Here is a 25,698-nt window from a genome sequence, read left to right as displayed (position 1 = left end):
TCACATCGACGAGGGGAGGCCCCCGGGAGAGGCCCGCCGCTCGCTCCGCCGAAAGCGCGCCCTCCCCGATCCCGCCCGCTGCGCCCGGTTCACCGCGCACGCGACCGCCGCGAGCGACGCCATGACGATGCTGCGGTGTGTCCCCACCCCGAAGCTCCGCTCGCCCCCGATCGAGACCGCCACATAGGCCGCCGCCTCCGCGGACGCGCCGCTCCCGCGCGCGTGCTCTGCGTAGTCCTCGACCGCGAGCGCGACCCCGGCCTCGCGCGAGAGCGCGCGCGCGAACGCGTCGATGGGCCCGCCGCCCCGGGCGCCGAGCGCCCGCGCCTCGCCGTCGATCTCCACCTGGAACTCGTGCCGCTCGTCCGCGCCCTCGCTCGTGCTCCTGTACCCGACCACGCGCACCGGGGCGCCCTGGTTCACGTACTCGCGCTCGAAGATCGCGAGGATCTCGGCCTTCGGCACCTCGCCTTCGGTGCGCTCCGCCTCGCGCTGCACGGCCTGGCTCAGCTCGACCGCGAGCCCCTTCGGCAGCGCGTAGCCGTAGTCCTGCTCGAGCACGTAGGCCACCCCGCTCTTGCCGGACTGGCTGTTCACGCGGATCACCGCCTCGTAGCTGCGGCCGACGTCCTGCGGATCGATGGGCAGGTAGGGGACCTCCCACAGCGCGCTCCCGCCCTCGCGCAGCGCCTGCCAGCCCTTCTTGATCGCGTCCTGGTGCGACCCCGAGAACGCGGTGTACACGAGCTCTCCGGCGTACGGGTGGCGCGGGTGGACCGGCAGGCGATTGCAATGCTCGGCCATCTCCTTGAGCGCCTCGATGTCACGGATCTCGAGCTCTGGATCGACGCCCTGCGAGAGCAGGTTGAGCGCCAGCGTGATCAGGTCGACGTTCCCCGTGCGCTCCCCGTTCCCGAACAGCGTGCCCTCGACGCGGTCGGCGCCCGCCATCACCGCGAGCTCCGCCGCCGCCACGGCGGTGCCGCGGTCGTTGTGCGGGTGCACGCTCAGCACGATGCAGTCGCGCTGCTTCAGGTTCCGGTGCATCCACTCGATCTGATCCGCGTACACGTTGGGCGTGGCCATCTCGACCGTCGCCGGCAGGTTCACGATCATCTGCCGCTCCGGGGTCGGCCCCCACACGTCCATCACCGCCTCGCAGATCTCCTTGGCGAAATCGAGCTCGGTGCCCGTGAAGCTCTCGGGGGAGTACTCGAGCACGACCTCGGTCTCGGGCATGCGCCCCGCGAGCGCCTTCACGAGGCGGGCGCCGCGCACGGCGATCTCCACGATCCCGGCCCGATCCAGGCCGAACACCACGCGCCGCTGGAGCGTGGAGGTGGAATTGTACAGGTGCACGACGGCGCGGCGCGCCCCGCGGATGGCCTCGAAGGTGCGCTCGATCAGCTCGGGGCGCGCCTGCGTGAGCACCTGGATCGTCACGTCGTCCGGGATGAGCTGCTGGTCGATGATCCGGCGCACGAAATCGAAATCGGGCTGCGACGCGCTGGGAAAACCTACCTCGACTTCCTTGAAGCCCATGCGCAAGAGCTCGCGCCACATCCGCAGCTTGCGCTCGGGGCCCATGGGCTCGACCAGGGCTTGATTGCCGTCGCGGAGGTCCACGCTGCACCAGCGCGGCGCCCGCTCGACCACGCGGCTGGGCCAGCGCCGATCGGGCAAATGGATGGGTTGAAACGGCTTGTATTTGTGGACAGGCATCGTGGACATGACGAAGACTCCCGGAAGCAAAGATGGGAGTCGTCGCGACGACGATGCGAAACCCCCATCGGGATCATGAACCGAGGGGGCAAGCTGCGAGGGACGACGTCGTCAGCAGCGCGCGCAAAGCCCCCTAGGCCAGAGGCCTAGGCAGGGGCATAGCGAGCGCGCGCGAGGGACGAACATCGCGGCGGACTCTAGCGGACGTCCGCTTGTTTGTCCAGAGGGGCGCGACGCGGGACGGCAGGGCCCGAGCATCAATGGTAATGCGCAGCCGCGACGGAACGGCATGCTCGCGCGCCGGTCTGCGCTACGCTCTGCGTCGGTCACGACCTCGATGCGATCCACCGATGGGCAGCCCACCGCCGCAGGGCCCGTCTCCGAGGCGGCCGCGCGCCGCCACGAGCGCGTCGTCGAGCGGCTCCTGCGCCTGCAGAGCATCACCGCGGCGCTCGCCGGGGCGCGCACGCTCTCGGAGATCGCGGGCACGATCATCGATCAGGGGATGCCGGCGCTCGAGGCCGAGGTGGGCGTGGTCGCGGTGCTCTCGGCCGACGGCGCCGCGCTCCGCAACCTCGGCTTCAAGGGCGTCCCGACGGACACCGAGGCGGCGTGGGCCGAGTATCCGGTCGACTCGCCGGTGCCGGTCGCCGAGGCCGCGCGCCTCGGCGCGCCCGTCGTCGTGCGGACGCGCGAGGAGCGCAACGCGCGCTACCCGGTGCTCGCCGCCGTGCACGGCGTGGAGCACGGCGGCGCGGTGGTCGCGTTCCCGCTGATCGTCGAGGAGAAGACGGTCGGCTCGCTCGGCTTCTGCTTCCCTGCGTCGCGCGAGCTCGACGCGGACGATCACGCGTTCCTCGTCTCGATCGCCCAGCAATGCGCGCTCGCGATCGAGCGGGTGCGCTGGCACGAGGTCGCGGAGCAGGAGATCGCGCACCGCCGGGCGTCCGAGGAGGCGCTCCGCGGGCGCGAGCGCCAGCTCACCGCGCTCGTCGCCGAGCTCAAGCAGACCCAGGACGCGCTCCGGGAGGCCGACCGGCGCAAGGACGAGTTCCTGGCGATGCTCGCCCACGAGCTGCGCAACCCGCTCGCGCCGCTGCTGAACGCGGTGGAGCTGCTCAAGGTGGCGGGCCCGCAGGGGTCGATCGTCGAGCGCGCGCGGACGATCATGGAGCGCCAGGTCGGGCACATGACGCGCCTCGTCGACGACCTGCTCGACATCTCCCGCATCTCGCGCGGCAAGATCGCGCTGTCCTTCGCGCGCCTCGACCTGGTCGAGCTCGTCCGCGCCGCGGCGCTCGACTACCGGCCGCTGCTCGAGGCGCGCGGCGTGCGCCTCGAGCTCGCGCTGCCGGACGCGCCGGTGTGGCTGCACGCGGACGCGACGCGGCTCACGCAGGCGCTCGGGAACCTGCTCCAGAACGCGAGGAAGTTCACGGACGAAGGCGGCGTGGTGCGCGTCTCGGTCGCGCCCCAGCGCGCGCCCGACGGGCGCGGCGCCGTCTCCGTCGAGGTCGCGGACACCGGCATCGGCATGGAGCCGGCCATCCTGGAGCGCATCTTCGAGCCGTTCGCGCAGGCCGAGCAGGGCCCCGGCGCGAGCCGCGGCGGCCTGGGCCTCGGGCTCGCGCTGGTCAAGGGGGTGGTCGAGCTCCACGGCGGCAGCGCGCGCGCCGCGAGCGCGGGCGTCGGCCGCGGCGCGGCGATCACGATCACGCTGCCGCTGGGCTCGCCGGTCGAGCGGGGCGAGGGCGCGCCGGGGCCGGCGGTCGCCGCGCGCGGGGGCGGCGGCGCGCGGCGCATCCTGATCATCGAGGACAACGTCGACGCGGCCGACAGCCTGCGCCTCTTGCTCGAGCGCCGCGGCCACGCCGTGTCGGTGGCCCACAGCGGCGCGGACGGCGTGACCGCCGCGCGCCTCTCGGCGCCCGACGTGATCCTCTGCGACATCGGCCTGCCCGGCGTCCTGAACGGCTACGGCGTGGTCCGGGCGCTCCGCGCCGAGGGCGGCATGACGGGGACGTCGATCGTCGCGCTCACCGGGTACGGCCAGGAGGACGACCGCAGGCGCGCGCACGCCGCGGGGTTCGACGCCCACGTGACGAAGCCGGTGACGCCGGCGACGCTGGAGCGGCTGCTCGCCGAGCTGCCGTCCGCGCCCGTCGCGGCGCGCGCCGTCCCGGAGTGAGCGCCGTGGTGGCCTGGCGCGGCCGGCGGTCCTAGGCGCCGCCCGGCGCGGGCGGCGGTCCTAGGCGCCGCCCGGCGCGGCCGGCCGCGGGGCGAGCAGCGGGTGAAGCTCGGCCGTGCCGAGCCGCGCGAGCCCCGCGAACTCGTAGGCGTCGTCCGTCGCGCCGATGTGCTGCGTCGCCGCGTGGATGTCGCGGAAGCAGCGCTGCAGCGGGCTCGCCGCGTAGAGCGCGCTCCCGCCGCCGGCGCGGTAGGCGAAGCTCGCGACCTCGGCGGCGACGTCGGTCGTGTAGGTCTGGACGAGCCGGATCGTGGCCCAGTGCTCGAGCGTGAGCGGCTCGCCGGCGCGCGTGTGGTCCCACGTCTGCCCGAGCGCGTCGAAGGCGTAGGCGCGCGCCGCGGCGAGCTTCGCCTCCGCGCGCCCGAGGTCCATGTGGAAGGCCGCGTGGCTGCCCAGCGGGAGCCGCGGCCAGGCCTTGATGCGGCGCGGCGCCGCCGCCGTGATCTCGTCGAGCGCGCGCCGCGCGACGCCGAGCGCGAAGCCGGCGTGGCAGGGCGCGAGCAGCGCCACCAGGGGGATCTCGTAGAGCGCGCCGCCGCGGCGCCGGGGGGCGTTCGGGAAGGCGCAGGTCAGCGCCTCGGGCACGAACACGCCCTCGATGCGGTAGTGCTCGCTCCCGCTGCCGCGCAGGCCGGCGACGTCCCACGTGTCCTCGATCACCACCTGCTCGCGCGGCACGGCGACGCTGATCATCTCGGGCGGCCCCTCCGGAGGGGCGCCGTCCTCCGGCGCCACGACGGCGCCGCTGAACACCCAGCGCGCGTGCCGCACGCCGCTGCCGAAGGCCCAGCGCCCCTCGACCACGTAGCCGCCCGCGACGCGCCGCGCGACCCCGCTCGGGACCTGGAGCCCGGCGAACGTGGGGAAGGGCCCCGCGAACACCTGCCGGACGCCCTCGTCCGGCAGGTAGGCCCCCGCGAGCGCGGCGATCCCCGCGCTGATGATCAGCGACCACCCCGCCGAGGTGTCCGCGCGCGCCATCGCCTCGAAGACCTCGAGCTGCGTCAGCGGATCGCTCTCGGCGCCGCCGAGCGCGCGCGGCGCGACCGTCGCGAGCAGGCCGCTCGAGTGCAGCGCGTCCACGACGGCGGGCGCCAGCGTGCGTAGCCGCTCCGACGCTTCGGCGTGGGCGATCGCGACGGGACTGACGCGCTCCACGGCCGCGAGCAGGCGCTCGCGCTCTGGGGATCGACGGGGCTCGGACATGCGGGGCTCCTTTCGGGTTGTGCCGCGCGCCCGCCTGCTCAGGTCGGCCGCGCGTCGAGGAAGACACCCGCGACACCGCGAAGTTTCCACCGTCTACATTTTTGCTCCACCGGGCCGTCCGGCCCGCGCCAGGCCACGCGCGCCCGCCCTCGCGCGGGGCGCGCGTGGCCTGGCCGCCGGCCGGGGGCCTTCGTGGTATCGTGCGCGGCAGCGCTGTGGCTTCCCCCTCGAAGCGCCGCCGCCCGCGCGCGCGCACCCCTCCTGTCGCCGCGCCGCGCCCCCAGAGCCGGCCGTACCACCACGGGGACCTCCGGCGCGCCGTGCTGGAGGAGGCACTCGCGCTGATCGAGGAGCAGGGGAACGCGGGCTTCACGCTGCGCGAGGTCGCGCGGCGCATCGGCGTGTCTCACACCGCTCCCTACCGTCACTTCGCGGACAAGCGCGCCCTCATGACGGAGCTCGCGATCGAGGCGGGCGCGGCGCTCGGGGCGCAGATCGCGGCCGCCCTCGACGCGGCCGGGAGCGACCTCCGGGCGCGCTTCCTCGGCGCCGGCCTCGCCTACGTCCGTTTCGCGCTGGAGCACCCGGCGCCGTTCCACGTCATCTACTCCAGCGAGGTCGACCGGGACGACCCGCGGGTGCAGGCGGCCACGTCGCGGAACCTCGGGATGCTCCTCGACTTCGTCGGCGAGGCGCAGCGCGCGGGCGCGTTCCCGCCCGGCGATCCGATGGCGCTCGCGGTCCCCATCTGGGCGATGCACCACGGCCTCGCGGGCCTCGCGACGTCCGGGTCCCTCGCCAAGGCCGGGCCGCTGGAGCTCCGGCAGGTGGTCGACGACGCCCACGCGCGCCTGCTCGACGGCCTGCTCAAGCCGAGCCGCCCGTCGCGTTAGCGCGCGCCGCGGGCGCGGCTGTGTCCGGCGAGCGCTTCCATCGAGAGCGCCTCGTGTACAATTACAGCTGGGGTGCCTGCGAGCGCGAGGAGAACACGCGTGCGAGATGGCGAGCGAAAGCAGATCAGAGGACAGGACCGATCCAGATCACGGGCGCAGCCTTGCTCGTGCCCGGCCTCGCCGTCCCGAAGAAGGTCCTGGTCCGCGACGATCTCGCGAGGCCGTTCGCGGTCCCGGTGCCGATGACGTTCGGCAGGAACAGCGCCGGGCTCGGGCTCGCGGGCCGCTTCTGATCCGTCGGAGCGCACGCCGCGCCGCGCGCGGCATGCGGGGCGCTCCGGGTCCGCGGCGCCGGAGCGGGCCGCGGCTCGGGGTGCTCTTTGCTCCGCCGCGACGCGGCGCTCGACGCGCGCGCCCGGCGGGTCTCCAATGTGCCGGCCGCGGTCCGCTCGCGGGGCGCGGCGACGCCGCTTGTCCCAGCGCGCCTCTGCGCGGAAAGGTGCTCATGTCGCCTCGTCGTTCCCTTGTCGCGGGCGGGATCGCCCTCGCGCTCGCCGTCCTTGGAGCCCCCTCGAACGACGCGCACGCGTGCGGGGGAGGGTTCTTCACGCGGCCTTCCGAGGCGGAGCTGACGCGCGTGACCGGGCATCGCGTCGTGATCTCGATGTCGAGCACGCAGACCGTGCTCTGGGATCAGGTCCAGTACGACGGCGACCCCTCCGAGTTCGCCTGGGTCCTGCCCGTCAAGCCCGGCGCTCGCCTCGAGATCGGCGCCGACGCCTGGATTGAGGCCCTCGACGCCGCGACCACCCCTGTGGTCCACCCGCCGCCTCTCGACTGCGGCGGGGATGAGCCCTCCAGCTGCGCCTGCAGGGACGTCGGGATGTCGGGCACGTTCATCCTCAAGTTTCCGGAGTACAGGACCCCCGATCCCGAGCAAGTGACGGTGGTTCACAGCCGCGCCGTCGGACCTTACGAGACGTACACGCTATCGACCGACGCCGAGGGCGCGCTCGACGTGTGGCTCACCGAGCACGGCTTCGGGATCCCCGAGGGCGCGCGGCCCATCCTCGACGATTACGTCGCGGCGGGCTTCGACTTCATCGCCGTTCGCCTCCGGCCGACCGCCGGCGTGGACCAGATGAAGCCGCTGCGCGTCGTCACGCCGGGCCTGGTCACCACCTTCCCGCTGCGCATGCTCTCCGTGGGCGTGAAGGACACCGTCGCGCTCTCGGTGTTCGTCGTCGCCGAGGGCCGCGTGGGCGTGCAGGGCTTCCCGGGCGCGGAGCTCGATCCTGCCGAGGTGACCTGGGAATTCGTCGAACGCCGCTCGGATTACCCGGACGTCCGGGCCGCGAAGCTCTCCCCGGAAGGCGGAGAGGCGCCGTGGCTCACGGGTTACGCGCTCGGCGCCACGCTGCTCACGCCGCGGCAGGGTCACGAGCTCGCCGGCCCGGACGGCGTGCTGGTGGACACGATCGCCGACCTGTATTTCACCCGCGCTCACGCGAACGGCGACGTCGCGGAGGTGTGCTCGTCAACGTCCTTCGAGGAGGCCGCGCTCGCCAAGGACGAGGTGGTGGATCTCTGTCCGGCCGACGACGCGCCCTGCGCCGAGCTCGGGCCGGGCGAGGTCGACGCCCGTGTGTTCACGTGCGGCGAGGCGCTGGACGACCTCGGCGTGGCGCTGGTCGGCCTGCACCCGGCCGACGTCTGGCTCACCCGGCTCGACGCCCGGCTCCCGGTCGAGGCGCTCGCGAACGACCTGGAGCTCGCGCCGGGCGGCATGCTCACGCCGCCGGCGACGGGGGAGGTGAGCAACCACCTCTTCGTCGAGAAGGGCGAGAACGGGGACGTGGCGTGTATTCCCGGCGCCGCGCAGGGCTCCGGCGGCAGCGCCGCGCAGGGCTCCGGCGGCAGCGCCGCGCAAGGCGCCGGCGGCACGGCCGCGCTCGCCGCGCCGCCCCGCCCTTCGCAGGGCGGCCGGTCGCGCGGCTTCGAGACGGGCGCCGCCTGCGCCGCGCTGGTCCTCGGCCTCGGCCGCCGCGCCGCGCGCCGCCGTCGCCGCGCGCGCTCCTAGGAACAGACGGGTTCGGAACAAGGACATTTCAAATCGAGGGAAGTGATGGAGCTGACGGGAGTCGACGAGCGTGGTGTCAAGTTCGTGGAGGGCCAGCCGGACCAGAGGCTCATGTCGAGCGTCCAAGATGCCAATCGAGTGATCGAGGCCTGCTTCTCGGACCGGCTGGATGCTGCGCTCCTCTACCCGGCGAACCTCACGGCCTCCTTCTTCGACCTCAGCTCTGGAGAGGCAGGCGAGATCCTGCAAAAGCTGAGAAACTACCGGATTCGCCTCGCCGTGGTGTGCCCGCCGGGGGATGCCGGCTTCAGCAGCCGCTTCGGTGAGATGCTGGCCGAGGAGCGCCGCGGTAAGCACTTCGGGGTGTTCGAGACGCGTGTCGCTGCCATCGAATGGCTCCGCCAATCGTCCGACGCCGGCTAGTTCGGCCTGTCAGAAGTCCTGGCAGGGATCACGGCGAGAGAAGAGGAACTTCAACACGAGGGCGCAATGCACAAAAATACAGAGAAAATTCTGGTTTGCGCCTTTGCGCCTTTGCGCCTTTGCGCCTTTGCGTTGAAATCTCTCAGGATCCCTGGCCAAACCCGTGAGGCACGGAGCTAGCCGCGGGGCGATCACCCTCCCTGGGCGCCAGGCAGCGCAGAGCCCCTGCCCGGGGCACGACGCTCACGCCCGCGCCGGCTTCTCCGCGACCGCGCAGATCGTGTTGACCTGGGCCGCGAGCGCCCCCCGCGCGCGCAGCGGAGCGAGCGTGTCGCGCCGGACGGCCTCGAGCCCCGGCGCGTCCAGCTGGTCGATGGTGCTGCGGTAGCCTGAGCCGAGGGCGATCGTCCACCAGTCGTCGGGGGAGGCGAGGGGCTGCTGCCACGCGTCGCTCTCGATGGAGACGTCGTTCACGCCGGCCGCCGCGAGCATGGCGCGCAGCGCGGGCGGGCTGTCGATGCGCTCCCAGGGGCGGAAGGTCTTGTAGAGCCCCGGGCGGTGCGCCTGGATGGCGTTCCAGAACGCGCTGTTGCCCGGCTCGAGGACGTCGGGACCCCAGGTGGTGATGGCGAGGGATCCGCCCGGCCTGAGCCACCGCCAGAGCCGGCGTACGGCGGCGGGCATGTCCTCCGCGAAGAAGATGCCGAACACGCACACGACGGCGTCGAGCTCGCCGGGCGCGAGCCCGAGCGCCTCGAAATCGGCGCAGCGGAACTCGATGTTCGAGAGGCCGAGGGCGCGCGCCCTGGCGCGGCCGCGCTCGAGCAGGGGCTCGGCCAGGTCCACGGCGAGCACGGACCCGGTGGGACCAACGACGCCGGCGGCGGGGATCGCCGAGGCGCCGCTGCCGCAGCACACGTCGAGCACGCGGTGGCCGGGCCGGAGGGGAACGCGGTCCACCGTCCTCCTGCCGGTGCGGGCCCAGAACGCGAGCGGCGGGGCGTCGAAGTGATCCGCGGCGGCGGAGTAGGTGGCCGCGGTGCGTGTCTTGTTGGGATCGAGGTGGCTCATGGCGCTTGCCATGGCCGACGCGCCGGGGCCGGCGGCATTACACCCTGTCGAGCCCGCGCCGGCGCGGCCGCTACTTCTTGCGGCAGCCGCAAGCCGCCGCAGGCGCCGCCTGCGGGGCCGGCTTCACACAGGTCGTCAGCAGGGAGGCCAGGACAGCCATCAGGATCGCGACGCGTACCTGCATGAGCCGCATCCATGCTACCGCGGCCCCGCGGCGTCAACTCCGCGGAAGCCGGCCTGTTCCGCCGCTGCGCGACCCCGGCCGACGGGCACCTCGGTCGCGCTCCGCCGCTCCGCCGCGTCGCGGCCTCAGCCGAGCGGCACCTCGAGCGACACCTCGTCGAGCCCGACGCCGAGGAAGCGGCGCGGGCGGACCGTGACGGCGACCTGCGTTCCGCCCTCGCCGCGGCTCGCCTTCGCCGCGAGCTCGATGCTGGCGGGCGGCGCGCCCTCGAACAACGTCCACAGCGCCCCCTCGACCACCGGCTGGACCTCCGCCGGGTCGCTGTCCGCGGGCAGCTTCGTCGTGAGCGCGCGCAGGAACTGGACGACGCGCGCGACGAAGAGCTGATCGACGAGCGAGACGCGCTCGAGGCGCTCCTCCGGCTCGGCGGTGGAGCCCTCGTACGTGAGCTTCTCGGGCGGGACGTAGGCCGTCGGTGCGGCGAGGACGTACACCGCGTCGCTGTTCGGGGCCGCCGCCAGGAGGAGCACGCCGCTCTTCGCGAGCTCGCGCTGGGTGTCCGTCGACACGAACGCCTCGGTCGGGATCGCGACGCCCTCCTCGCCCTCGTACGCGCCCTGCACCTCGTGCACCGGGAGATCCCCGAGCACGCCGCCGCCCTTGGCGCCGGCGATGCGGCACGGCCACCCCGTCTCGCGGAAACTCCCCGCGACGAGCGCGCCGACCAGGTACACGGGCGAGAGCCACACGCGGCCGCCCTCGTCGCTCGGCTGCTCGACGATCGCCGCCTCCCGGACGCGCGAGGTCGACTTGTCGTAGGGCAGCCGCCCGAGCGCACGGTTCATGGCGATCGCGACCCAGCGCATCGGGGGCCGCGCCGCGGCGGCGCGCCACGGCGCCCGGTGCGGCGCCCGGAACAGCGCGCCCTTGTTGTCGAGCCGCTCGACGCCGCGGAGATCCTCGACCCCGAGCAGCCCCGCCTCGCCGCTGACCACGGCGGGCAGCGCGTGCGCCTCGGCGACGCGCGCGATCTCCTCGAGCCGCGCGAGCGAGGCGGCGCTGCCGTCGATGGCGACGTCCACGATCGCGACCGACGCCGGCGGCTCGGTGCTCGCCGTCTGCGCGAGCGCCCGCGCGAGCGCGCCGGCCGCCTCGTCCGGCCGCGCGCTGACGACCTCGATCCTGACCCCGGGCGCCGCCTTCGCGCGGTCGACGAGCAGGCTCAGGCCGCGCCACGCCGCCTCCAGCCGCCGCACCTCGGGGTGCTGCAGGATGGCGCCGATCTGCGCGCCGATCGCACGCTCGATCTGCGCGATCGCCTCGGCGGGGCGCGCGGGCTGCCCCGCGCGGGGGCGCGCGCTCGCCGCCACGGTCGCGATGAGCTGCGAGAACCGCCCTGCGTCCGCGCGCCTCTCCTCCGCGGGCTGCTGCCCGGGGCCGCCCGGCGCCGCCGGCGCCGCGGCCGCGGCGTCGCCCCCGCCGAGGTCGACCAGCGAGAGCAGCGCGTCCACGTCGGCGCCGGCCGCCGGCGCCGGCGCCGCGGGGCGCCCTGCTGCCGCCGCCGCGGGCGCCGCGGGCTGGGCGGGCGAGGCGCCCTCGCGGTCCGGGAGCAGCCCGAGGATGTCCCGCACGAGCGGCGAGCCGCCCCAGAGCCGATCCAGCTCGACGCGCGCCTGCTCGGCCGTGGCGGACCCGTCGCGGAGCCGGTCCAGGACGCGGCGGCCGTCGAGCAGCGAGCGCAGGAGGGGGACCTCGGCGCAGAGCGCGTCGGGCCGGAAGCTCTTCAGGCCGGCGGGCGAGAGGTCGACGCGCGCCGGCCGGCCCCCCGCGAGCACGCTCGGCACGTCGATCGCGATCCGCGGCCGGAGCACCGTGAACAGGTGATCGAACCGGCTTGCGTCCACCCGGATCGAGCCCGCCGGCGGGCTCGCCCCGGCGTTGTGCGGATCGCGCGGGGTGAGATCGGCGACCACGAGCACCCGGAGCGGCAGCAGCGGCCCCCGCTCCGCCGGGCCCGCGTCGTCGCCCACGTTGAGCCCGAACTTCTCGCCCAGAACGCCCTTGATCGTTTCCGCCATCGCCCGCGAAGCATAGGCGTCACCACGCGGCGCGAGAAGCGCTAAGCTCCGCGCGCATGCAGAAGACGGAAGGCGGTTCTCCCTTGAACTTGAACCCTGAACCCCACGCCGCCAGCGATCGCAGGCGCCTCCGCGGCGGTGCCCCCATCCAGATCGGCCTCCTCGGCTGCGGGACGGTCGGCGGCGGCGTCCTCCGCCTGCTCGCCGAGAACGCCGGCTACCTGGCCGAGCGCGCCGGCGTGCCGCTCGTCGTCAAGCGCGTGGTCGTGCGCGACCTCGAGAAGGAGCGCGTCTCGGCCCTGGATCGCACGCTGCTCACCACGCGGCCGGAGGAGGTGGTCGACGACCCCGCCATCGACCTCGTGGTCGAGGTGATGGGCGGCGACACCCCCGCGCGCGCGCTGATCGAGCGCGCCATCGACCGCGGCAAGGGCGTCGTCACCGCGAACAAGCTCCTCCTCGCCGCCCACGGCCCGGCGCTCCTCGCGCGGGCCGCGGCGCGCCAGGTCGACCTCGCGTTCGAGGGGGCGGTCGGCGGCGGCATCCCCATCATCCGGACGCTCCGGGACGCGTTCGCGAGCGACTGGGTCGAGCGCGTCACGGCGATCCTGAACGGCACCTGCAACTACATCCTCACGCAGATGCGCGACACGGGCGTTTCGTTCGACGCCGCCCTGCGCGAGGCGCAGGCGCTCGGCTACGCCGAGGCCGACCCGACGCTCGACGTCGACGGCCACGACGCCGCCCACAAGCTGATCGTGCTCGCGATGCTCGCCTTCGGGGCGCAGGTCGACAGCAACGACGTGCACACCTCCGGGATCCGCAGCATCGAGGAGGCCGACCACCGTTACGCCGATCGCTTCGGCTACACCATCAAGCACCTCGCGATCGGCCGCGACCTCGGCTCGTCGATCGAGCTGCGCGTGCACCCGACGTTGATCCCGAAGCAGAGCGTGCTCGCCAACGTCTCCGGCGTGCTCAACGCCGTGCTGCTCGAGGGGCGCGCCGTCGGCCCGTCGCTCGTCTACGGCCGCGGCGCCGGCGACCTGCCGACGGCGGTCAGCGTTGTCTCCGACATCCTCGACGTCGCGCGGTCGATCGCGTCGGGCGTCGCGGGCATGCAGGGCCGCGGCATGTCGATCAAGCCGCGTCCGGTCCGCCCGCTCGCCGAGATCGTCTCCCGCTACTACCTGCGCTTCGCGGTCGAGGATCGCCCCGGCGTGATGGGCCGCCTCGCCGGCGCGCTCGGCGACGCGGGTGTCAGCATCGAGCAGATCGTGCAGCAGGGCCCCACCCTGGCGGGCGCGGCCGGCGACGCCGCGGTCGACGTGGTGCTCATCACGCACGACGCGCGGGAGGGGCTCGTGCGGAGCGCGCTCGACGCGATCGCGCGCGAGCAGTTCCTGCGCGAGCCGGTGCGCCTCTTCCGCATCGAGGGGACGTGACGTCCCACGCCGACGCGCCGCTCGGCGTCTTCGACTCGGGGCTCGGCGGGCTGACGGTGGTGCGCGCGCTGCGCCGGCGCTGCCCGGCGGAGGACATCGTCTATCTCGGCGACACGGCGCGGGTCCCGTACGGCACCCGCTCCCCCGAGACGGTGGTCCGCTACGCGCTCGGCTGCGCGCGCGTGCTGATCGGCCGCGGCGTGAAGGCGATCGTCGTCGCGTGCAACACGGTGAGCGCCGTCGCGATCGACATGCTCCGGGTCGAGCTCGATCTGCCCGTCCTCGGGGTGATCCTGCCCGGCGCGCGCGCCGGGGTCGCCGCGTCGCGCGGCGCGACGATCGGCGTGCTCGGCACGGCGGGGACGATCGCGTCCGGCGCCTATCCGCGCGCGGTGGCGTCGCTGAGCACGCGCACGGAGGTCGCCGGCCAGGCGGCCCCGCTGCTCGTCTCGCTGGCGGAGGAGGGCTGGCTCGAGGGCGAGGTCCCGCGGCTCGTCGCGCGGCGGTACCTCGAGCCGCTGATCGGCGCCGGCGCCCGCTCGATCGTGCTCGGCTGCACGCATTTCCCGCTCCTTCGCGCCCCGATCGAGGCCGAGGCCGCGGCGCTCGCGGGCGGCCCGATCCCGATCGTCGACAGCGCGTCGGCCACGGCGGAGGACGTCGCGTCGTTCCTGGCCGAGCGCGGGCTCGCGACGTCCCGCGCCGGGGCGGGCAGCCTCGCGTTGCTCGTCACCGATCTCCCGAAGAGCTTCGCGGCGGTGGCGTCCCGGTTCCTGGGCGAGGCCATCGGAGGGGACGGCGAACGCCGCTCCCCGACCCATGTTGGAGCGGACGGCGAGAGCCGCTCCCCGGCCCACGGTGGAACGGACGGCGGCCAGGCGCCTCCCCGTGGTATCGACGTCGAGCAGATCGACCTGTAAGAGGCAACGGTTTCGGCCCGGGGGTCCGGGCGCAGCGGAGGTTTTCCACACGATGACGCAGCTCAGGTGGCTTTCGGCCGGCGAGTCGCACGGCCCGGAGCTCGTGGCGACCGTCGAGGGCATCCCGGCGGGCATGCCGCTCCTCGCGGAGGACGTCGACGAGGATCTGGCGCGACGCCAGCGCGGCTACGGGCGCGGCGGGCGGATGAAGATCGAGACCGATCGCGTCCGCCTCGTCGCCGGTGTGCGCGGCGGCGAGACGCTCGGCGGCCCCATCGCCATGGTGATCGAGAACCGCGATCACGCGAGCTGGGCCGGGCGGATGGGCCCCGAGCCGTTCCCTGAGCCGCCCGAGGCGCTGACCCGCCCGCGGCCGGGCCACGCGGATCTCGCCGGCGGCCTGAAGTACGGCCGGCGGGACCTGCGCGACGTGCTGGAGCGCGCGAGCGCGCGCGAGACGGCGGCGCGGGTCGCCGTGGGCGGCGTGTGCCGCAAGCTCCTCAGGTCGGTCGGCGTCGAGGTCTTCGCCCACGTCCTCTCCATCGGCCCGGTCGCGGCGCAGGTCTCCGCCGCGTCGGGCGGCGGCGAGCTCTCGCTCTCCGAGCTGCGCGAGCGCGCCCGCGCCTCGGACCTCGCGTGCGCCGACGCCGAGGCCGCGCAGGCCATGCGCGACGCGATCCGCGAGGCCGCGCACCGGGGCGACACGCTCGGCGGCGTCTTCGAGGTGATCGCCACCGGCCTGCCGCCCGGGCTCGGCAGCCACGTGCAGTGGGATCGCAAGCTCGACGGCCGGCTCGCGCAGGCGCTGATGAGCATCCAGGCGATCAAGGGCGTCGAGATCGGCATCGGCTTCGAGGCCGCGCGCGTCCCGGGCTCCTCGGTGCACGACCCGATCGGGTACGACGAGGGCGCCCACGCGTTCACCCGGCCGTCGAACCGCGCCGGCGGCCTCGAGGGCGGCATCACGAACGGCATGCCGCTCGTCTGCCGGGCGGCCATGAAGCCCATCGCCACGCTGAAGCGCGCGCTCCCCTCGGTCGACGTGAGGACCAAGGAGCAGTTCGACGCCGCCTTCGAGCGGAGCGACGTCTGCGCCGTCGCGGCCGCCTCGGTCGTCGGGGAGGCGATGGTGGCGATCACGCTCGCCGGCGCCCTGCTCGAGAAGTTCGGCGGCGACAGCCTCTCCGAGATCGCGCGCAACATCGACGGCTACCTCCAGCAGGTCCGCTCTTACTGATGATCATGGAACTCCGCTCCGAAGCACCTCCGCTCCTGCTCACCGGCTTCATGGGGACCGGGAAGTCCACCGTGGGCCGCCTCGCCGCGCAGCGCGCGGGCCTCCCGTTCCTCGACCTCGACGACGCGATCGTGGAGGAGGCCGGCGAGAGCGTCCCGTCGCTCTTCGCCTCGCGCGGCGAGGCCGGCTTCCGCGCCCTGGAGGCGGCGGTCCTGCGCCGTCTGCTCGCGGCGCCGGGCCCGCGCGTCATCGCCCTCGGCGGCGGCGCCCTGGTCGACCCGGCGCTCCGCGGCGAGGCGATCGAGCGCGGCTGTGTCGTCGCGCTCGGCGCGACCCCGCGCACCATCGCCGCGCGCACGGCGAGCGGCGCCCGCCCGTTGCTCGACGGCGCCCCCGATCGGGAGGCGCGGATCCGCGAGCTCCTGTCCGCGCGGTCCGCTGTCTACGCGCAGGCGCACGCGCGGGTGGTGACGGACGGCGTCTCGCCGGAGGAGGTCGCCGCGCGGGTGCTCCGGGTCTACGCGGATCGTCCGCTGTTCGTGCCGCTCGGCGACAAGAGCTACGCGGTGCGCTTCGCGCCCGACGGCCCGGCGTCCGTGGCCGACGCCGTGGCTGCGCTCGCCCCCTCGTCGGTCTTCGTCGTCACGGACGAGAACGTGAGCCGCCTCTGGGGCGCGCCGCTGCTCGCCGCGCTCGCCGCGCAGGGCAAGCCGGCCGCCGCGGTGACGGTGCTCCGGCCGGGCGAGGAGCACAAGCGGCTCGCGGCGGTCGAGGCGGCGCTCACGGCGATGATCGACGCCGGCGCCGACCGCGACGCGCTGGTGCTCGCGCACGGCGGCGGTGTGGTGACCGACATCGGCGGCTTCACCGCGTCCACGCTCCTCCGCGGCGTCCGTTGGATCGCGGCGCCGACGACGCTCCTGTCGATGGTCGACGCCTCGGTGGGCGGCAAGACGGGGGTCGATCTCGGCCCTGCGAAGAACGCTGTCGGCACGTTCCACCAGCCGTCCGCGGTCGTCGCGAGCCCGGCGGCGCTCGCGACCGAGACCGATCGCGCCTTCCGGAGCGGCCTCGCCGAGGTGGTGAAGTCGGCGTGTATCGGCGACCCGGACCTGCACGTGCTGCTCGAGCGCGAGGCGGACCGCGTCCTCGCGCGTGATCCCGTCCTGCTCACCGAGGTCATCCGCCGTTCGGTCGCCGTGAAGGCGGCCATTGTCGCCCGTGACGAGCGCGAGTCGGGCGACCGTGCCCTCTTGAACTTCGGCCACACGCTCGGGCACGCCCTTGAGGCCGAGGGCGGCTTCGTCCGCCTGGCCCACGGCGAGGCGGTGTCCCTCGGCATGGTGGCGATGCTGCGGGTCGGTTGCGAGCTCGGCGCGACCGACCGCGCCGCTGCCGACCGGGTGGTCCGCCTGCTCGCCCGGTTGGGCCTCCCCACCCGGATCGAGGACGAGCCGGTCTCCGCCGCGCTTCGTTTCCTGTCCCTCGACAAGAAGCGCCGCGGCTCATCCGTCCGCACCATCCTGCTCCGCGACATCGGCAGCACCTTCGCGGAGCCGATGCCCTTGGATCGTCTGGCCGCGCTGCTCGAGCGTGCTGCGACGGCCGCGGCCTGAGCTCCGCCACCGTCCGTTCCCCTGCTTCCTGCAGCGACCATCGTAGTCACGCCGGGATTCTCCCGACGACGTGTCATGTGGCGCTCCGACAGCGCATCCCCCGTGTCTCTCGCGCGCTGCTCGGGTCGTTTCCACTGGGTTTCCCTCGCTGAGTGGCTCGGGAGGTTGGGCAATGCCCTCCTGTCGTGGACTCGCGCGGTGTGCCTGAGACAGCGCTGTTCGTGTCAGGCGCCCTGGTGTCGATGGTCCGTCGTGTTCTCGTGCGTGTTCCTTGCCGGGCCCGCCCGAAATTGTGGCGACGGTGGACAAATCCAGTGTGGTTCCAATGAATCGGAAAAGCGCCCTGTTTCCGCCGCCCCGTCCGCTTCGCGCTATTCTTCCCGGCGCAGATGGTGACCGCGACAAAAAAACGGGTCCTGGTGGTGGAGGATGAGGAGGACACGGCGGCGATGATCGCCCGTTTTCTCAGCGACGAGTTCGACACCGTGATCGCGACGAACGGCGTTGACGGCCTTGCGCTGGCTCAGCAGGAGCCCCGTCCTGATCTGGTGATTGTGGACATCATGATGCCGAAGCTCGACGGCGTGAGCATGACGAAGCGCCTGCGCGAGAACGAGCCGATGCGTCGGGTGCCCATCATCTTCCTGACAGCGAAGTCCGATCCGATGGATATCGTCGCTGGCATCCAGGCTGGCGCCCGTCACTACATCACAAAGCCCTTCGTCCTCGACGATCTCAAGAAGAAGGTCCGCAAGGCCGTCTACGGCCGCTAGCCGTTCAGTCGCTCCTTCCATCCCACCGGCGCCTCCCCCCGCGCTCGCCGTCGTCGCCGCCTCCCACCGTCAGCGCCAGCGGGTGGGGCCGCGCTCGCCGGCGTGGCGCGGGCGGGCGCGCCGAGCACCGACCTGAGGTGCCATAAGGCTTCAGTTAGCTCCACGTCCCAGGCGCGCCTTGTGTGGCGCGCACCATAACGTCTCAGCTGGCATGGCCCGAAGGGAGACATGCCGGGCGGTGTTCTCATGCGCAAGCGCTCCGCCTCCAGTCTTGCCGATTGGCGAGCGCCCGCCCGCGCCACGCCGGCGAGCGCGGCCCCACCCGCTGGCGCGTCCGCTCGGCACGCCCTCCCCCCGCCGCCGCGCTGCGTTGTCGCAGCCGCCGCCGCGAGGCCCCTAGCTCCCGTTGCGCGCCGTCAAGGTGGCGGCCTTGAACGCCCGCTCGAACAGCTCCAGCGACCGCGAGATGCTCGAATGGACCCGCCGGATCTCGTCCGCCGACGTGGTCGCGAGCTTCACGATCTCGAGCGCCTCGCGCGGGTGCGCATCATCGTAGTTCGCGTGCGCCGCGAGCCACGTCAGCGACTTGCTCCCCTCGCCGTAGAGCTTGGTGAACCCCGGCAGCACCACGCGGGACCACTCCCCCGTGATCCCCTCGATCGCGTAATTGACCGCACCGACCGCCTCCGCGAGGGAGCCCCGGTACGACACCGACCAGAGCCACTCGAACAGCGACGCGACCTCGGGGCTCGGCCGGTGCCCGGTGATCTCCGCGGCGCTGATGCCGTGCCCCGCCGCCCAGTCGAGGTACCAGCGCACGTGCAGCGCCTCGACTCGGATGTTGCCGATCAGCCAGTCCCGCACGAGGAAATCCCGCGGCGACTGCCCGTACGTCGTCTTGGCCAGGCTGAGCCCCATGTACTTCGGGAACGCCTCGACCACGCAGAAGAACTCCCGGAGGAGCACGCCCCAGGTCGCCTCATCGATAGGCTCCGTCATCGTCCGCGCGACCGGAGGCGTGTACACCGCTGCCTTCCACTGGTCGGCCAGCGACTCGAGCATGTCCTCGACCCAGACCGGGTGTGGCGTGGCCTTAAGGCTGTCCTTGACTTCCTTATGCCGCTGTGAGCGAGGTGACAGCATGTATTTCCCTGGGGTTCGGCTGGTGCGGTCTCCCTCGTGACTGCCGCCGGTCAATGCCCGCCTGCATCCGTCAGGCTGACCGGCCAGGCGGCCGTCAGAAGACGGGTCGCGGCGCGGACAGGATGCTGGCCTCCGAGCGCACAAGGAGGATAGGCCAGCACGTTGACCTCACCCTTGGAGGCTTCGTGTACATGTGTCCCGCCTGCACCTAGTCTTGATCGGAGAGAACCCTCAAGTCAATAGGCAAACGGGGGCGTCCCGGCGCTTCAGCGCGCCGCGTGTTGTGCTCTTCCTCTCACGGCGCCCGCGTCCGTCACCACACGACTTCGGAGAGGCACTCGGTCGCGCCGCGGAACCGGCACCGCTGGTGCGTCACCTTGGGCGTCGACGCGCCGCACAGGAGCAGCGCCTGCTCGACCCAGCCGCAGACGCCATCTCCGCAGTTCATCGCCGACGGCCCCTCGTCGTCCCCGGTCGGGCCCGTGATCGTCAGCACCCACTCGCGCGGCTTCACCATCCGCGGCACGACCTGCCCGGCGTCAAAGTAGCGTGACCAGATCATCCCGGTGCGGGCCACGATCGTGTCGGGCATTGCAATCGAGAGCGCGAACTTCAACACCGTATTGAGGTCGCGATCCGCCACGAAGCGAGCAAACTTCTTGACCTCCGCCGCCTGGTCATTGGCGGACCGCACGTGCGTTCGCAGCGCCCGGTTCCAGACGCCGATCGGATACCAGCTGCTCGCGAGCAGCGGTTGATAGAGTACGTCCCGGTCTGACTTGGGAAGCGACGTCACCAGCCGCTCCCAGGCGCCGGCGTCGCGGTTGGTCGTGACGAACGACCGGAGGTTGACCAGCAACGTTCCTTTGCACCGTCCGGCGGGGATCTTGCTCTTCGTGTCGTACGTCTTCATCGCGGCGAACCTACGGCGGCAAGGCCCCGGCGAGGCCGCGCCCGATCGCGGGCGCGGCGCGTGCGACCCCGGGCGGGAAGCCCTGCCCGGGGGCGCATCGTCGAGGCGACTCCAGGAGTCGTGGTTGTACTTTGCAGGGGAGCGTGAGTTCGCCTGGATGGCAAGAGATGATTACGCGCGAGCAGGCGCGCGACATATCCAGCAGGCTTTACAATCCCAGCTGGTTATCCAGCTCTCTTTTCGCCCCCCTGGGGAAGGAGCTCCTCGACGCGAATTCAGGTATTTCCTGACTCTAGGAAGGGCCTCCCGTAATCCGGGTGACGACAGACATCGCCTTCATGACGGAATTTTGCGCCGTCACCGGCGTCTGCACGTCGCGCCTCGCTGTTGCCGTCCCCTCCGAACCTCGGTACCCCTACGCCATGAGTGAATCCACGACGGGGCGGCCGGCCGCCGGCCACGCGGAGCCCGAGCTGCCGCACATCGACGTTGCCGAGCGGGGGGCGCCGCGCGAAGGGCGGCCGCAGGTCATGGACCGGCGGCTGTTCATGCAGCTGCTCGTGTTCCGATGTCCCTCCGCCGAGGAGCCGGCGGCGCTGACGAACGCGGTCGGCCGGGCCCTCACCGAGCACGGCGCCGCGGCGGTGGTGTACGAGGACGTGAGCGATCCGCGCGGGATCGCGGTGCTCACCTGGGCCGAGGACCCCGCCTTCTTCGTCCAGACGGTCCGGCCGGCGCTCAACCGCGCCGAGCTCCGGGCGCTGGAGCTTCGCCCCGATTTCACGATGCTGGGGCGCACGTACTCGACCGGCTACGAGCAGGAGCTCGAGTACTGGATGCTCCGGCGCCCGCCCGAGACCGTGCTCAACCCCGCGTGGTCGTGGGCCGTGTGGTATCCGCTCCGCCGCAGCGGCGCGTTCTCAAAGCTCGACGGACGCGAGCAGGGCAGCATCCTGCGCGAGCACGGCACCATCGGCCGGGCCTACGGCGCGCAGGACCTCGCGCACGACATCCGCCTCGCGTGCCACGGCCTCGACGCCCGCGACAACGAGTTCGTGATCGGGCTCGTCGGCAAGGAGCTCCACCCGCTCTCGCACATCGTGCAGACCATGCGGAAGACGCGCCAGACCTCGGAGTTCATCAGCCAGATGGGCCCCTTCTTCGTCGGCCGCGCCGCCTTCCGCAACCCCGGCCGCTGAGCCCGCCGCGCCGGCCGCTGGAGCCGCCGCGGGAGGGACCCCGGCGCCCGTCAGCCCATCCCGGCCAGGCCGGAGAACGCCCTCGCGAGCGCGTCGAGCCGCGCCGCCGCGCGCGCCTCGGCGGCGTCGAGCGGCTCGCCCGCCGCGACCTCCTCGCGCACGTCGACGTAGAACTTGATCTTCGGCTCGGTGCCGCTCGGGCGCGCGATGATCCGGCTGCCGCCCTCGAGCTCGTACACGAGCACGTTGCTCGCGGGCAGGACGAGCGGCGCGGTCCCGCCGTCGCGCACCGTGCGCGTGCGCGCCTCGAAATCGCGCCACGCCACGACCGGCACGCCGCCGATCTCGGCCGGCGGGCTCTGCCGCAGCGCGGCCATGATGGCGGCGATCTTCTCGACGCCGTCGACCCCGCGCAGCGTGTAGGCGCGCTGCCCGCTCACATAGAGGCCATAGCTGCGCGCGAGCTCCTGGAGCGCGTCGAGCAGCGTCTTGCCCTCGGCCTTGCGCACCGCCGCGAGCTCGGCCAGCAACGCCGCGGCCCCGATGCCGTCCTTGTCGCGCACGACCGAGCCGATCGTGTAACCGAGCGCCTCCTCGAAGCCGAACACGAAGCGGGCGCCGGTCGAGCGCTCGATGTCCATCGCCCGGTTCGCGATCCACTTGAACCCGGTCAACGTCTCCTCGTAATGCACCCCGAGCGCCGCGGCGATGACGCCGAGCATCGGCGTCGAGACGCACGACGAGAGGACCAGGCGGCGACCACCCTCGCCCTCGGGGGCCTTCCCCTCGGTGAGCAGGTAATGGCCGAGGAGCACGCCGACCTGGTTGCCCGTGAGCTGCACGTACTCGCCGTCCGGGCGCCGCACCGCCACCGCGAGCCGGTCGACGTCGGGATCGTTGGCGAGGACGAGGTCGGCCCCCTCCTTTTTCGCGAGGGCGAGCGCCAGGTCCATGGCGCCCTTCTCCTCGGGGTTCGGGAAGGAGACCGTGGGGAAGGCGCCGTCCGGCTCAGCCTGCTCGGGCACGGTCGTCACCCGCGTGAACCCGGCCTGCTCGAGCGCCGCGCGGACGAGCCGGCCGCCCACGCCGTGCAGCGGCGTGTACACGATGCGCAAGTCGCGATCCCCGTCGTCGCGCACGGCGAGGCCGCGGATGGCGCGGAGGTACGCCGGCTCGAGCGCCTCGGGGAAGTCGCGGACGAGGCCCTTCGCGCGCGCCTCGTCGAAGGGCATGCGGGGGACCTGATCCGCCGGCGGGGACGCGTCGATCGCCGTCGCGATGCCCGTGTCGTGGGGCGGGACGATCTGCGCGCCGTTGTCCCAGTAGACCTTGTAGCCGTTGTATTCGGGCGGGTTGTGGCTCGCCGTCACCATCACGCCCGCGGCCGCACCGAGGTGGCCGACCGCGAACGCGGCGATCGGGGTGGGGCAGGGGACCGGCGAGAGGTGGCTCGGGATCCCGGCGGCGGCGAGCGTACACGCGGTGTCCTCCGCGAACTCGCGGCTCCTCCGGCGGGCGTCGTACCCGATGACGACGCCGGCGCTGCGCGCCTTGTCGCCCAGCGTGCTCAGCAGGTAGCGGGCGAGGCCGGCGGTCGTCCGGAGGATGACGGCGCGGTTCATCCGGCTCTCGCCGGCGCCGAGCACGCCGCGCAGGCCGGCCGTGCCGAACTCGAGCGGACCGGCGAAGCGCTCGGCCAGCTCGGCGCGGACGCCCTCCTCGCCCGCCCTGGCCGCGTCGATGAGGCGGCGCAGCTCGCCCTGGGTCTCCGGATCCGGGTCGTGGGCGAGCCACCGCTCGGCGGGCTCGAGGACGAAGTCGTGGCTCACGACGCCGCCTTCCTCCCCGCGGCGAGCGCCTCGGCGAAGTGCGTGTCGTACTGTCCGCCCCGGAAGTCGCCGTGCCCGAGGATCTGGCGCAGGAACGCGAGGTTCGTCGCGGCCGGGCCGGCCGGGCCGGCGAGCTCGATCGTCGTCTCGGCGAGCGCCCGATCGAGCCGGGCGATCGCCGCCTCGCGCGTGGGCCCGTGGGCGACGATCTTGGCGAGCAGCGGGTCGTAGAACGGCGTCACCTCGAGCCCCTCGGCGACGCCGGTCTCGATCCGCAGGTCGTCGCCCGCGTCGGGCCAGCGGAGCGCGGCGATGCGGCCCGGCTGCGGGGCGAACTTCTTCGCGGGATCCTCCGCGTAGAGGCGCGCCTCGATGGAGTGGCCGCGGTACGTGTGGCCGAGGACCTCCGGCGCGAGCGGCTCGCCCGACGCGATGCGGATCTGGTGCTCGACCAGGTCGAGCCCGGTGCACATCTCGGTGACGCAGTGCTCGACCTGGAGCCGCGCGTTGACCTCGAGGAAGAAGAGCTCGCCGCTCTCCGCGGCGACGAACTCGACGGTGCCGGCGCCGACGTAGCCCGCGCCGGTCACGACGCGCAGCGCGCTCTCGTGGAGCGCCTTCCTGCGGGCGTCGCCGGCGTCCCCCTGGAAGAACGACGCGGGCGACGGCGTCTCCTCGATGATCTTCTGGTGCCGGCGCTGGGCGCTGCACTCGCGCTCGCCGAGCGCGACCGCGCCGCCCTTGCCGTCGCACAGCACCTGCACCTCGATGTGGCGCGGGCGCTCGATGTACCGCTCGAGGTACACGCGCGCGTCGCCGAACGCGGAGCGGCCGCGGTCGGAGCACGCGGTCAGCGCGCGCGGGAGCTTCACCGGGTCGGCGACGACCTGCATGCCGATGCCGCCGCCGCCGCCCGCGGCCTTGACGAGCAGCGGGTAGCCGATGCTCTCGGCGGCGCGCTGGGCCGCCTCGACGTCGGCGGGATCGACCGGGCCGCCGGTGCCCGGCGGAGGGAAGACGTCCGCCGCGCGCGCGGCGTCGCGCGCGAGGATCTTGTCGCCGAAGACGTGGAGCACGGAGGGCGGCGGGCCGATGAACGTGACGCCCGCGGCCAGCACGGCCTCGGCGAAGGCCTGGTTCTCGCTGAGCAGCCCGTAGCCGGGGTGGACGCCGTCGGCGCCCGTCGCGCGCGCGGCCTCGACGATCGCGTGCACGACGAGGTAGCTGTCCCGGACCGGAGGCGGCCCGATGCGCACGGCCTCATCGGCCAGCGTCACGTGCGGCGCGCCCGCGTCGGCGTCCGAGTACACGGCGACCGTCGCGATCCCGAGCCGTTTGCAGGTCCGGAGCACGCGGCAGGCGATCTCTCCACGGTTGGCGACGAGGATCTTTTTCAGCACGCCGACAGCTACGCCCCCGCGTGGCGGGGCGTCAAGGGACCGGCGCGCGCCGTCAAGCCAGAGCTCGCCGCACCTTGGGCTTGGCCCCGAGCAGCACGAGCTGCCCGCACGCGGCGGACACATCATCCCCGCGCCGACGCCGCACGAAGCACGAGTAACCCGCCTGCGTGAGCACGTCCTGGAAAGCCGCCACGCGCTCCAGGCCGGGCGGACCCAGCGAGGAGGCCTCGATCGGGTTCATCGGGATGAGGTTGATCTTCACCGGGAGCCCCCGGAGGAGCTTCGCCAGCCGGCGCGCCTCCGCCGGATCGTCGTTCTGGCCGGCGACGAGCGTGTACTCGATGGTGATGCGCCGGCGCCGCGGCAGCGGGTAGGCGCGCAGCGCCTCGATCAGCTCGTCCAGCGGGTGCTTGCGGTTGATCGGCATCAGCCGGGAGCGGGTCTCGTTGTCCGACGCGTGCAGCGAGATCGCGAGCGCGATCTGCCCGCCGAAGTCCGCGCCGAGCCGCGCGATCTCCGGGACGAGGCCGGACGTCGACACCGTGACCCGCCGCGTCGAGAGGTTGATCCCCTCGGGGTGCGTGAGCAGGCGCAGCGAGCGCGCCGTCGCCTCGTAGTTGTGGAGCGGCTCGCCCATGCCCATGTAGACGACGTTGCGGAGCTCCTCGCCCTCGTCGAGCATCGCGCGCCCGAGCAGCACCTGGCCCGCGATCTCCTCGGGCCCGAGGTGGCGCTTGAGCCCCGCCACGCCGCTCGCGCAGAAGGTGCACCCCATCGCGCAGCCGACCTGGGTGGAGATGCACTGGGTGACACGGACGTGCGGCGCCGCGTTGCCCTCCGGGGCGTTCTCCTCGGCCGCGTCGTCCTCGTCGTCGTCCAGGTCGGCCGCCGCCGCGTCGGCGTCGAGCTGCGCCCGCGAGCCGGCGCCCGACACCGCCGGGAGCAGCACGGTCTCGATCGTCGCGCCGTCGCGGAGGCGCAGGAGCAGCTTGCGCGTGCCGTCCTCGGAGCGGTGGACCCGCTCGGGCGTCACCACGTCGCCGAGCCCCTCCGCGGCGAGGTGCTCGCGCAGCCGCGCCGACAGGTTCGTCATCGCCCCCGGATCCAGGACGCCGCGGCGGTGGATCCAGTGGAAGACCTGCTTGGCCGCGAACGACCGCTCGCCGCGGGCGGCCAGGGAGGCCGACCACTCTTCAGGCAGGCGAGCGACGGGGTGAAGCGGGGCGGATCGCACCTCCGTGGCGTAATGCGCGCCGCGCCGAGCGGCAAGGGAGCACGAGCGCGGCCGCGCGCGCGGCGTCACCCCGTCGCCGCCGCG

General features: G+C 73.4%; 20 protein-coding genes. 11 read left to right on the top strand and 9 right to left on the bottom strand.

What is annotated here, in order from left to right:
- Positions 1–1,731, bottom strand: a complete 1,731-nt coding sequence (gene leuA, locus WMF43_RS28480) for a 2-isopropylmalate synthase (protein ID WP_437669304.1) — start codon at positions 1,729–1,731, stop codon at positions 1–3.
- 328 nt (positions 1,732–2,059) lie between these two features.
- On the opposite strand from leuA, the gene WMF43_RS28475 reads away from it, so the two are divergent.
- Positions 2,060–3,910, top strand: a complete 1,851-nt coding sequence (locus WMF43_RS28475) for a hybrid sensor histidine kinase/response regulator (protein WP_437669303.1) — start codon at positions 2,060–2,062, stop codon at positions 3,908–3,910.
- A gap of 60 nt (positions 3,911–3,970) precedes the next feature.
- On the opposite strand, the gene WMF43_RS28470 is transcribed toward WMF43_RS28475, so the two are convergent.
- Entirely contained in the window at positions 3,971–5,176 is a 1,206-nt protein-coding gene (locus WMF43_RS28470) for an acyl-CoA dehydrogenase family protein (protein WP_437669301.1), read from the bottom strand.
- Positions 5,177–5,496: 320 nt separating this feature from the next.
- On the opposite strand from WMF43_RS28470, the gene WMF43_RS28465 reads away from it, so the two are divergent.
- The 4 genes from WMF43_RS28465 (at position 5,497) to WMF43_RS28450 (ending at position 8,572) form a co-directional block, all read left to right on the top strand.
- A complete protein-coding gene (locus WMF43_RS28465; protein ID WP_437669299.1) occupies positions 5,497–6,069 on the top strand; it encodes a TetR/AcrR family transcriptional regulator in 573 nt (190 codons plus the stop codon).
- A gap of 167 nt (positions 6,070–6,236) precedes the next feature.
- A complete protein-coding gene (locus WMF43_RS28460) occupies positions 6,237–6,362 on the top strand; it encodes a hypothetical protein (RefSeq protein ID WP_437669297.1) in 126 nt (41 codons plus the stop codon).
- Between the two features lie 212 nt (positions 6,363–6,574).
- Complete coding sequence (locus WMF43_RS28455) at positions 6,575–8,149, top strand: DUF2330 domain-containing protein (RefSeq protein ID WP_437669295.1); 1,575 nt, start codon at positions 6,575–6,577, stop codon at positions 8,147–8,149.
- Positions 8,150–8,194: 45 nt separating this feature from the next.
- A complete protein-coding gene (locus WMF43_RS28450) occupies positions 8,195–8,572 on the top strand; it encodes a DUF4180 domain-containing protein (protein ID WP_437669293.1) in 378 nt (125 codons plus the stop codon).
- Between the two features lie 243 nt (positions 8,573–8,815).
- On the opposite strand, the gene WMF43_RS28445 is transcribed toward WMF43_RS28450, so the two are convergent.
- Both WMF43_RS28445 and WMF43_RS28440 read right to left on the bottom strand, forming a co-directional pair.
- Positions 8,816–9,643, bottom strand: coding sequence for a class I SAM-dependent methyltransferase (locus tag WMF43_RS28445; protein ID WP_437669291.1), 828 nt, complete (start codon positions 9,641–9,643; stop codon positions 8,816–8,818).
- A gap of 309 nt (positions 9,644–9,952) precedes the next feature.
- Positions 9,953–11,905, bottom strand: coding sequence for a type VI secretion system contractile sheath domain-containing protein (locus WMF43_RS28440; protein WP_437669289.1), 1,953 nt, complete (start codon positions 11,903–11,905; stop codon positions 9,953–9,955).
- A gap of 56 nt (positions 11,906–11,961) precedes the next feature.
- Between WMF43_RS28440 and WMF43_RS28435 the strand changes: the two genes are divergently transcribed.
- The 5 genes from WMF43_RS28435 to WMF43_RS28415 all read left to right on the top strand — a co-directional run bounded on the left by WMF43_RS28435 (position 11,962) and on the right by WMF43_RS28415 (position 17,896).
- Positions 11,962–13,350, top strand: a complete 1,389-nt coding sequence (locus tag WMF43_RS28435) for a homoserine dehydrogenase (RefSeq protein ID WP_437669288.1) — start codon at positions 11,962–11,964, stop codon at positions 13,348–13,350.
- Positions 13,347–14,270, top strand: a complete 924-nt coding sequence (gene murI, locus WMF43_RS28430; RefSeq protein ID WP_437669286.1) for a glutamate racemase — start codon at positions 13,347–13,349, stop codon at positions 14,268–14,270. The genes WMF43_RS28435 and murI overlap by 4 nt, the downstream gene beginning before the upstream one ends.
- A 52-nt stretch (positions 14,271–14,322) precedes the next feature.
- Complete coding sequence (gene aroC / locus WMF43_RS28425) at positions 14,323–15,507, top strand: chorismate synthase (RefSeq protein ID WP_437669285.1); 1,185 nt, start codon at positions 14,323–14,325, stop codon at positions 15,505–15,507.
- A gap of 5 nt (positions 15,508–15,512) precedes the next feature.
- Entirely contained in the window at positions 15,513–17,123 is a 1,611-nt protein-coding gene (gene aroB, locus WMF43_RS28420) for a 3-dehydroquinate synthase (protein WP_437669283.1), read from the top strand.
- 389 nt (positions 17,124–17,512) lie between these two features.
- Complete coding sequence (locus WMF43_RS28415) at positions 17,513–17,896, top strand: response regulator transcription factor (protein ID WP_437669281.1); 384 nt, start codon at positions 17,513–17,515, stop codon at positions 17,894–17,896.
- 396 nt (positions 17,897–18,292) lie between these two features.
- Here WMF43_RS28415 and WMF43_RS28410 read toward each other — a convergent pair whose 3' ends face one another.
- Together WMF43_RS28410 and WMF43_RS28405 are read right to left on the bottom strand one after the other, a co-directional pair.
- Positions 18,293–18,958 (bottom strand): TenA family transcriptional regulator, encoded by a 666-nt coding sequence (locus WMF43_RS28410; protein ID WP_437669279.1) that lies wholly within the window; start codon positions 18,956–18,958, stop codon positions 18,293–18,295.
- A 394-nt stretch (positions 18,959–19,352) separates the two neighbouring features.
- Positions 19,353–19,952 carry a hypothetical protein gene (locus tag WMF43_RS28405; protein ID WP_437669277.1) on the bottom strand — a complete coding sequence of 200 codons (600 nt, stop codon included), beginning with the start codon at positions 19,950–19,952 and terminating at the stop codon, positions 19,353–19,355.
- A 422-nt stretch (positions 19,953–20,374) separates the two neighbouring features.
- Between WMF43_RS28405 and WMF43_RS28400 the strand changes: the two genes are divergently transcribed.
- The gene (locus tag WMF43_RS28400; protein ID WP_437669275.1) at positions 20,375–21,151 is read left to right on the top strand and encodes a chlorite dismutase family protein; all 777 of its coding nucleotides are present in this window, start codon (positions 20,375–20,377) and stop codon (positions 21,149–21,151) included.
- 50 nt (positions 21,152–21,201) lie between these two features.
- Here WMF43_RS28400 and WMF43_RS28395 read toward each other — a convergent pair whose 3' ends face one another.
- The 3 genes from WMF43_RS28395 to rlmN are packed head-to-tail and all read right to left on the bottom strand — an operon-like array spanning position 21,202 to position 25,614.
- A complete protein-coding gene (locus WMF43_RS28395; RefSeq protein ID WP_437669273.1) occupies positions 21,202–22,980 on the bottom strand; it encodes a phospho-sugar mutase in 1,779 nt (592 codons plus the stop codon).
- Positions 22,977–24,380, bottom strand: coding sequence for an acetyl-CoA carboxylase biotin carboxylase subunit (locus WMF43_RS28390; protein WP_437669271.1), 1,404 nt, complete (start codon positions 24,378–24,380; stop codon positions 22,977–22,979). The genes WMF43_RS28395 and WMF43_RS28390 overlap by 4 nt, the downstream gene beginning before the upstream one ends.
- Positions 24,381–24,432: 52 nt before the next feature.
- A complete protein-coding gene (gene rlmN, locus WMF43_RS28385; protein WP_437669269.1) occupies positions 24,433–25,614 on the bottom strand; it encodes a 23S rRNA (adenine(2503)-C(2))-methyltransferase RlmN in 1,182 nt (393 codons plus the stop codon).
- Between the last annotated feature and the right edge of the window lie 84 nt (positions 25,615–25,698).

Source organism: Sorangium sp. So ce131, from assembly GCF_051519095.1.
GTDB lineage: Bacteria > Myxococcota_A > Polyangia > Polyangiales > Polyangiaceae > Sorangium.
This window is presented reverse-complemented; position numbering and strand designations above follow the sequence as displayed.

Coding starts and splice junctions, on each gene's coding strand:
- WMF43_RS28415 (WP_437669281.1), top strand. CDS start 17,513: ATGGTGACCGCGACAAAAAAACGGGTCCTGGTGGTGGAGGATGAGGAG.
- WMF43_RS28470 (WP_437669301.1), bottom strand. CDS start 5,176: ATGTCCGAGCCCCGTCGATCCCCAGAGCGCGAGCGCCTGCTCGCGGCC.
- aroB (WP_437669283.1), top strand. CDS start 15,513: ATGGAACTCCGCTCCGAAGCACCTCCGCTCCTGCTCACCGGCTTCATG.
- WMF43_RS28450 (WP_437669293.1), top strand. CDS start 8,195: ATGGAGCTGACGGGAGTCGACGAGCGTGGTGTCAAGTTCGTGGAGGGC.
- WMF43_RS28455 (WP_437669295.1), top strand. CDS start 6,575: ATGTCGCCTCGTCGTTCCCTTGTCGCGGGCGGGATCGCCCTCGCGCTC.
- WMF43_RS28435 (WP_437669288.1), top strand. CDS start 11,962: ATGCAGAAGACGGAAGGCGGTTCTCCCTTGAACTTGAACCCTGAACCC.
- WMF43_RS28400 (WP_437669275.1), top strand. CDS start 20,375: ATGAGTGAATCCACGACGGGGCGGCCGGCCGCCGGCCACGCGGAGCCC.
- aroC (WP_437669285.1), top strand. CDS start 14,323: ATGACGCAGCTCAGGTGGCTTTCGGCCGGCGAGTCGCACGGCCCGGAG.
- WMF43_RS28440 (WP_437669289.1), bottom strand. CDS start 11,905: ATGGCGGAAACGATCAAGGGCGTTCTGGGCGAGAAGTTCGGGCTCAAC.
- WMF43_RS28445 (WP_437669291.1), bottom strand. CDS start 9,643: ATGAGCCACCTCGATCCCAACAAGACACGCACCGCGGCCACCTACTCC.
- WMF43_RS28405 (WP_437669277.1), bottom strand. CDS start 19,952: ATGAAGACGTACGACACGAAGAGCAAGATCCCCGCCGGACGGTGCAAA.
- WMF43_RS28475 (WP_437669303.1), top strand. CDS start 2,060: ATGCGATCCACCGATGGGCAGCCCACCGCCGCAGGGCCCGTCTCCGAG.
- leuA (WP_437669304.1), bottom strand. CDS start 1,731: ATGTCCACGATGCCTGTCCACAAATACAAGCCGTTTCAACCCATCCAT.
- WMF43_RS28410 (WP_437669279.1), bottom strand. CDS start 18,958: ATGCTCGAGTCGCTGGCCGACCAGTGGAAGGCAGCGGTGTACACGCCT.